The sequence below is a fragment of the Bacillus hominis genome (genome assembly GCF_018332515.1).
GTDB classification, from domain to species: domain Bacteria; phylum Bacillota; class Bacilli; order Bacillales; family Bacillaceae_G; genus Bacillus_A; species Bacillus_A hominis.
The window spans coordinates 1-6,568 of sequence record NZ_BOQD01000089.1; the positions used below are offsets into that span (position 1 = coordinate 1).

6 protein-coding genes are annotated in these 6,568 nt (G+C 32.0%); 4 read left to right on the plus strand and 2 right to left on the minus strand.

Features of this window, described 5'->3' with window-relative positions; translation table 11 throughout:
• The first annotated feature begins 975 nt into the window (after positions 1-975).
• The 4 genes from KI356_RS10490 (at position 976) to KI356_RS10505 (ending at position 4,630) form a co-directional block, all read left to right on the plus strand.
• Positions 976-2,088, plus strand: a complete 1,113-nt coding sequence (locus KI356_RS10490) for a tyrosine-type recombinase/integrase (protein ID WP_000036645.1) — start codon at positions 976-978, stop codon at positions 2,086-2,088.
• Between the two features lie 812 nt (positions 2,089-2,900).
• Entirely contained in the window at positions 2,901-3,308 is a 408-nt protein-coding gene (locus KI356_RS10495) for a hypothetical protein (protein WP_000037919.1), read from the plus strand.
• A 13-nt stretch (positions 3,309-3,321) separates the two neighbouring features.
• Entirely contained in the window at positions 3,322-3,759 is a 438-nt protein-coding gene (locus KI356_RS10500) for a hypothetical protein (protein ID WP_000094076.1), read from the plus strand.
• 250 nt (positions 3,760-4,009) lie between these two features.
• Entirely contained in the window at positions 4,010-4,630 is a 621-nt protein-coding gene (locus KI356_RS10505) for a hypothetical protein (protein WP_000963189.1), read from the plus strand.
• Positions 4,631-5,413: 783 nt separating this feature from the next.
• On the opposite strand, the gene qacH is transcribed toward KI356_RS10505, so the two are convergent.
• Together qacH and KI356_RS10515 are read right to left on the minus strand one after the other, a co-directional pair.
• A complete protein-coding gene (gene qacH / locus KI356_RS10510; RefSeq protein WP_047914402.1) occupies positions 5,414-5,791 on the minus strand; it encodes a quaternary ammonium compound efflux SMR transporter QacH in 378 nt (125 codons plus the stop codon).
• Positions 5,791-6,342, minus strand: a complete 552-nt coding sequence (locus KI356_RS10515) for a TetR/AcrR family transcriptional regulator (RefSeq protein WP_000028029.1) — start codon at positions 6,340-6,342, stop codon at positions 5,791-5,793. The genes qacH and KI356_RS10515 overlap by 1 nt, the downstream gene beginning before the upstream one ends.
• Positions 6,343-6,568: the final 226 nt, after the last annotated feature.

Sequence of the window (6,568 nt, forward strand, 5' to 3'; positions counted from 1 at the left end):
GTAAATCCGCATTTTCAGGACTCTACCCCGGAAAGAAAAACATTTAAGGTCGTAAGACCTTTTCAAAAGCATAAAAAAATAAGGTTTTTTCATCAAAATCAGTTGATTAATGGTAAAATTTGTATATATTCATAGTAATTTTAAAACCAATTACTTATTTGTTTAAACGCTTGCGGTTAAGCAAATATGAAATACGAAATTTTATACTATGAATCTTGGGACGTGATTCAAGTAATCGTGTATTTTACAAAACTAAAAAATTCACGTCATAAAAATGAAAGGGGATCATTACAATAGCAAAGCAAAATGTTTTTAAGACGTGGGAAAAAATAATCTAAGAAAGGAGCAATATAAAGCTTTCCCAAGTAGTTTTATAAATAGCTTTAAAAGAAAATAGAATTCTTGCTTGCAAGAATGGAAAAAAATATTATAAAAAATAAAAATTTAAGGAGATGACAAATCAAAAAATACGAAGGGAACAAGTTTTACAATTAAATATTTTTACAACTGAATAAATGTAAATCTGTAACAAAGGTTTTTAACCACAAAACAAATCGCAAGAACAGTAATTTCTGGGTTACTCAAAAATTCCAGACCGCAATACCGTTGTACGCTCATTTGACTATACATTTTGGTGCAAAATGTATGGGAGAGCCTTGGAGTCTATTTATAGACGCCAATCGCAACAAGATGGCGTAGCTATCTTGAGCCTTTGTCTTTTAATCTTTTGACCTTGATTTTTGCTTTTGGTCTTTTGATTTTGACTTTGACTCTAGTGAGCTTAAATCGCCCGAAGGGAGATTTCGCGATTGCTTTTGTGTGTTTAATTTGGGTGGTTCGGTCTATTTTTTTTGGTCTTTAAAAAAAATAGATCGAACCCACCCAAATGAGACCTCGTTTTTGTTGTGCCTTGATATTGTAAGGTTCACGGGGGTTGGGTTCTTGCTCTTGATTTTGTATATAGGGGGTGACGAAATGAGCAAAATTACAAATGATATTGATTTAAAAATTGATGAAGTCTATGAAAAAGTTAAAGATATGAAAATAACTTTTGATGAAAATAATACAACCAAAAAACAATTAACTGATTCAACAATAAACACATATTGCGGAATCGTGAAATCATATAACAATTGGTTAATACAAACGCATGGAATTAGCGTGGATAGGGCGAAACCTCGCCACGCAATGGAATATCTCGAAACAAAAATTCAAGCCTTTGAAAAAGGAAATGCTTCCGCATTTTCTATGCGCCAAATGGCGCATGCGTTTCATTCTTTTCGTGTTGCGAGTGCTGAAACAGGAACGTTTAAACATACATGTAAGGTCGCTGATAAACGAGATATGTTAAATACACTCACAGAGCGTGGAATCTTCCGTAAATCGGCTGATTCGACGGTATTAAAGGCAAATCATTCAGACTATGAAAAAGTTCAAAAAGAACTAAATGTAGCAACGACAAGTAAACATTTGAGAGAAGATATAAAAACAGTACACGAATTACAGCGGTACGCTGGAATGCGTGTTCACGAAGCCGTAAAACTAAAAGTGAGTGATATAGACTTTAAGAGTGGCACTGTCTATATAAAAGGCAAAGGCGGGCACGAGAGAACGGTTAAAATTGAAAGTAAAGAATTACTAGAGAAGTTGAAAAATTTATGCACTGGAAAAAGTGAAAGAAGCCAGGTAATTATTGCTCGAAAACGTGATAAAAATCAATTAACAAATGAGGAATTTGGAAAACGTGCAAAAGAAGAAATACGAGGTGCAGCCGTCAATGCTGGGGTGGATCGTAACGGAAAAAGATACACAACACATTCAGGTCGCAAAGCATATGCACAAGCGCAAATGGATAAATACAAAAGTTACAGTAAGAATCAATTAAAAAAAGAAGTTGCAAAACGTTGTCAGGACAAGAAAACAAAGCAAAAATATGATGCAGTTATAAAAAATATCCGTAAAAAAATAACCGAAGGTTCGAAGAACGAAGGGCGTAAACTTACAAATAAAGAGATGTGCCAGTTTCTAGTTAGCTTGGATTTGGGTCACTATCGTTTAGATGTTGTACGATATTATGCTGATTATTGATAGGTTTTGACGGAAAATCGGGAAGACGAGTGCGGAGCACAGTTGGTACTGGCGCACTGGCTTAGAAACACAAGGGCTAGAGCCTCGTTGTCAAGCCATCTTTCCCGGCTTTACAATGAGAAAGCCTTGTGTTAGCCTCTCATGGCAATGCCAGTACCTTGTGCGGATTCGAGGAAATCGCCAAAAAACGGGTCGATGAACTAAGAAGATACACGAGAGTTTTCCAAATCCTCGCCATTTCTCGCTTTTTTTCGAAAATCAAAAAAAAATGAAACGCCTATTAAATTTACTATACAGTAAAAGTATTTTAAAATACATTTATTGTATAGTAAATTTATTTTTGAGTAAAAGTATTTTAAAGTAATTTTAATAGTTTTACACAATAGTAAATTTATATACCTAAATTAGATTTACACAAAAGTAAAAATATAGATAAAAATACATGTATTGTCTCCGCAATTTATTTTTAGTAATCGCAAAAAATCGTTGATTTAACAACGTTTAAGAGATATAAAATACATGTACAAAATAGTAAAGTCATGGCAATAAATAGATTTACACAAAAGTAAAAGTAATGACCTAAAATGGATTTACATAAAAATAAATTTAATGTATAATAAATTTAAAGAAGGATATATATAATTTTGAGTAAATATAATTAATAGTAAATGTAAAATAGATTAAATATATTTTTTAATAAATTTATTTAAAATTATATTTACTTTTCAATACATTTACTGTATATTAAAAATATAGATGGATACATTTAATTAAAAATACATGTACTTAATTGTAATTAGGAGGAAAAAACAATGTCAAAAAAAATCTCAATTGAAGAAATGACGCAAGAAATGAAGGAAAAATTCACGATTTCACTGGAAGATGCACATAAAATCCTTTTGGATCATGGCGTAACGAAAAGTACGAATACACAAGTTACAATGCGTTGGATTCGTGATGGGAAAATTGATGCATTATTGATTGGAAAAGGTCGTGTGGAGACTCGAAAATGGCTTATTAACAAGGAAAGTCTAATGGAATTCGTTGCATTCGAGCGTTTAACGTTAGGTGATTTCAAAGCAATGAAAGAAGAATTAGAAATGTTACGTGCTTTTAAATTCGAAGTAGAGAAAAAGCCAAAGCGTGCTACTGGTACACGTCAAAAGAAAGATGCAGCAACAAATACTTCAAAAGAAAAGAAAGAAGTGCCAACAAAATAAAGAGGTGAATTGCATGTCATCTTTTAGATGGTATGAAGAAAATGAAGTGATTGGAAAAACTATAATAGAAGAAGATGATTTGACTTTGCTAGAAGCTGGGAAAATATATATTGATGCAATATTTTGTGAGAGAATAAGGTTTCCAGTTCAAAAAAACGAACAGCCAATTGGATTTAATTTTGTTTATGAATATAATGTAAAAAAATATTTCGGATTATATGACAGAAGTTTCATGAAGATAATTAAACAAGAAGATTTAGAAGAATATCACATGAGAATGATAGATTTTCATGTGCACAGATTATCTTTAGGGGAAGAATTAGATGATTGTCCAATCATTGGTATTTGTTATGGAAGTGGACCTTTGATAACACCGAGGTTGGAACAAGTTTATGATGTTTCGAAAACAAAAGCATACAGAAAGTATCGATTAGAAAAATTATTCGATTAGGTAAAGCATCTTACAAAATTTGAGTTTTTAAGCTAGAATTGAATAGACAAGCATAAAAAAAAGCCGAGTGTTGGAGCACTCGACTTTGGGTGATTCATCGTAATTTATCACCAAAACGTTGATTTCTAGTTTTAATTTTAATGAATTTTCATTTAAAAATCAAGGGTAAAACCCTTTACGGATAATAAAAAAATAACGGTGAATCTCCTAGAATGCTTGTTGCATTTTCTTCAGGAGAGGAGCAAAATCAATGGCAATTGATTTTAGTCAAGCGGATCGAAACGCTAGAAAAAGAGACTTAGAAAAAGAAAAGTTTTTTTCAGATGAAGAATGGGAATTAGCAAATGATTTGCAATCAAGAGCTAACGCGCGAGGAATGAAACTTGTTCCAGAGCGTAAAATCAAGAATCGAGCAAAATTTGCTCAAATGCTTCAGGATAACGTTGATTATCTCGAAGAGATTGATTATTTAGATGATAAAGAGATTATATTTTTATGGAAAATCAGTCGTAAAGTTGGTTTTTTATCAAATTGTCTTGTGGATGATATTCATAAAAAAAGTCCAGTTCCTTTAACACAAACAGATATCGCAACTTTGTTGAAAAGAACTAAAAATAATGTCAATCCTATTGTTAAATCTTTAGTAGCAAAAGGCATACTGGCTGTTTCAAAAACAGGTGTTCAAGGTAATAATTCGAGAGCAAATGTGTATTTTATGAATCCGAACATTTTGTACGCCGGTAGCAAAGATGATGTCAATTTAACATTACAAGCGATGTTTTCAAAAGTTCCTAAAGCATTAAAGGATATGCCTGTAAAATTATTCGAACTATCATGTCATTCAGAAGAAGAAGAAGAGAAAACAAATTAATAATAATTAATACATGTATTTTTTAATACATGTATTTTTTTATCTTTCAATTATGTAAAATAATGTAAAAAATGTAAAAAATCCGGTGTTCTTAAATTCAAGAACTATGGTTCTTAAATTCAAGAACTACGAAAAGTGCAACAAACCATTGATATTATTGACTTTTTAATACATTAACAATGTTGTTCTATCTCACTCTCTATTAACGCTAATTTTGAGTAAAGAAACGAGTAGTATTTTTTGCAAAAACCGCAAAAAATCTCCACTCTTTATCTTGACTCAAAATTCTCCGCAATTGGCATGGCTTGTGCCAAGCGATAAACCAAAAAAGTTATCACTTTTTCGGATTATCACTTGAACAATCCATTTTAATTGCTCCGTCGCTTAGTGCGTACATTTCCGTTCTATCAATATTTTGTGTAATAAAAACCCTTGGGGCTAGCCCCAAACCCCAGCCAGCTCAACCCAAAAAAGCATATGAAAACCGTATCAAATTTAATACGGTAAAAGAATAAAAGACTTAAAAACATTTTTGCTTAGGAAAGGGGTAGCGTCAGGGAAATGCGGATTTACAACGGTAAGCATTTGATACAAGTCTTATGAGACAGTCAGAAGTCATTTAAAACGCTAATTTCATTATGTCTCAATAAACTCTACTCTATTGGAATTGTGAAGTGATACACTTAAACTAACGTACGCAGGTTTGTTGAATAAGGACTTCAAAAAATACCCTTAATTAAGCTAAAAAGTCCTTCTCTTTATTAAGAAGGACTTTTTTATGTGTTATTCCATTGTCTCATTCATTGTAATAGTTTCGCTTGCTTCATGACCAGATTCTCCATGTCCTGGTCCAAACAAATTCAATATTACAACTCCTACAACAATCAGTGTTATTCCTGCAATGCTAGCCATGTTAAGTTTTTCCTTCCAAACTAAAACTGAAATTACTGTAGTCAAAACAAGTCCTAAACCTGCCCATAATGCATATGCAGTGTTTAAGGGGATTGTTTTTAGCGACAAGGATAAAAAGAAAAAACAACCAACGAAAGCTATTATTACCCCTATTGTAGGATAGAGTTTTGAAAAGCCTTCAGATGCTTTTAATAGGGAAGAGCCAATAATCTCCCCCACTATTGCAAGTGCTAAATATAGATATGACATTATTCGTCCTCCTGAATCATGTTTATTAGTTCATCAAAAACTTGTGTTTTTAGTTCTTCATTTAATGGTGCCATTCCAAATATTTCTGAAAACCAAAGACCATCTATGGATAATCTTGTAATTGTTATTTTGACAGGATCAATTCCATCAGTTATTAACTTTGTATGCAAAATATCGTATCTCTGCCGGAATTCATCTAATAAATCTGGATTAATAAACATAGCAGCCATTAGTGCGGAATTTAGATTATTGTTTTCTAAATCGGAAAATGTAGATTTAAGATAAGCCCTATTCCATTTTCCTATTGCGTTATCATCGTCGTTATTAACTAACGTATTAATGCATTCGAAATAATTATTTGTCCAATCTTCCACCATTCCTTTAATTAATGCTTCCTTGCTAGGAAAATGGTATAATAATCCACCTTTACTCACGCCAGCTCTTTGGGCGACTGCCTCTAATGTGAGTTTGACAACTCCTTCTTCTTTTACAATTTCAGATGCAGCAATCAATATATTTTTTTTCTTATTAGCATGCTTTGAAATAGACATAATAACCTCCATAACTTAGATACATATAATATACCTTCTGGACGGTTTTTTTGTCAATCGAATTAAAGCTCTTATTTAATATCACTCTTTCACATAAAAATAATCCAATAAATTAATCTAAAGATTGTGAAGAAATGTACTTAAAGTAAAGGGAGCTTTAGTTCAACAGTCGATTTCTTAAAATCGGCTTTATTTATGGGTGAAAATTACATTACCGTTGTAAATC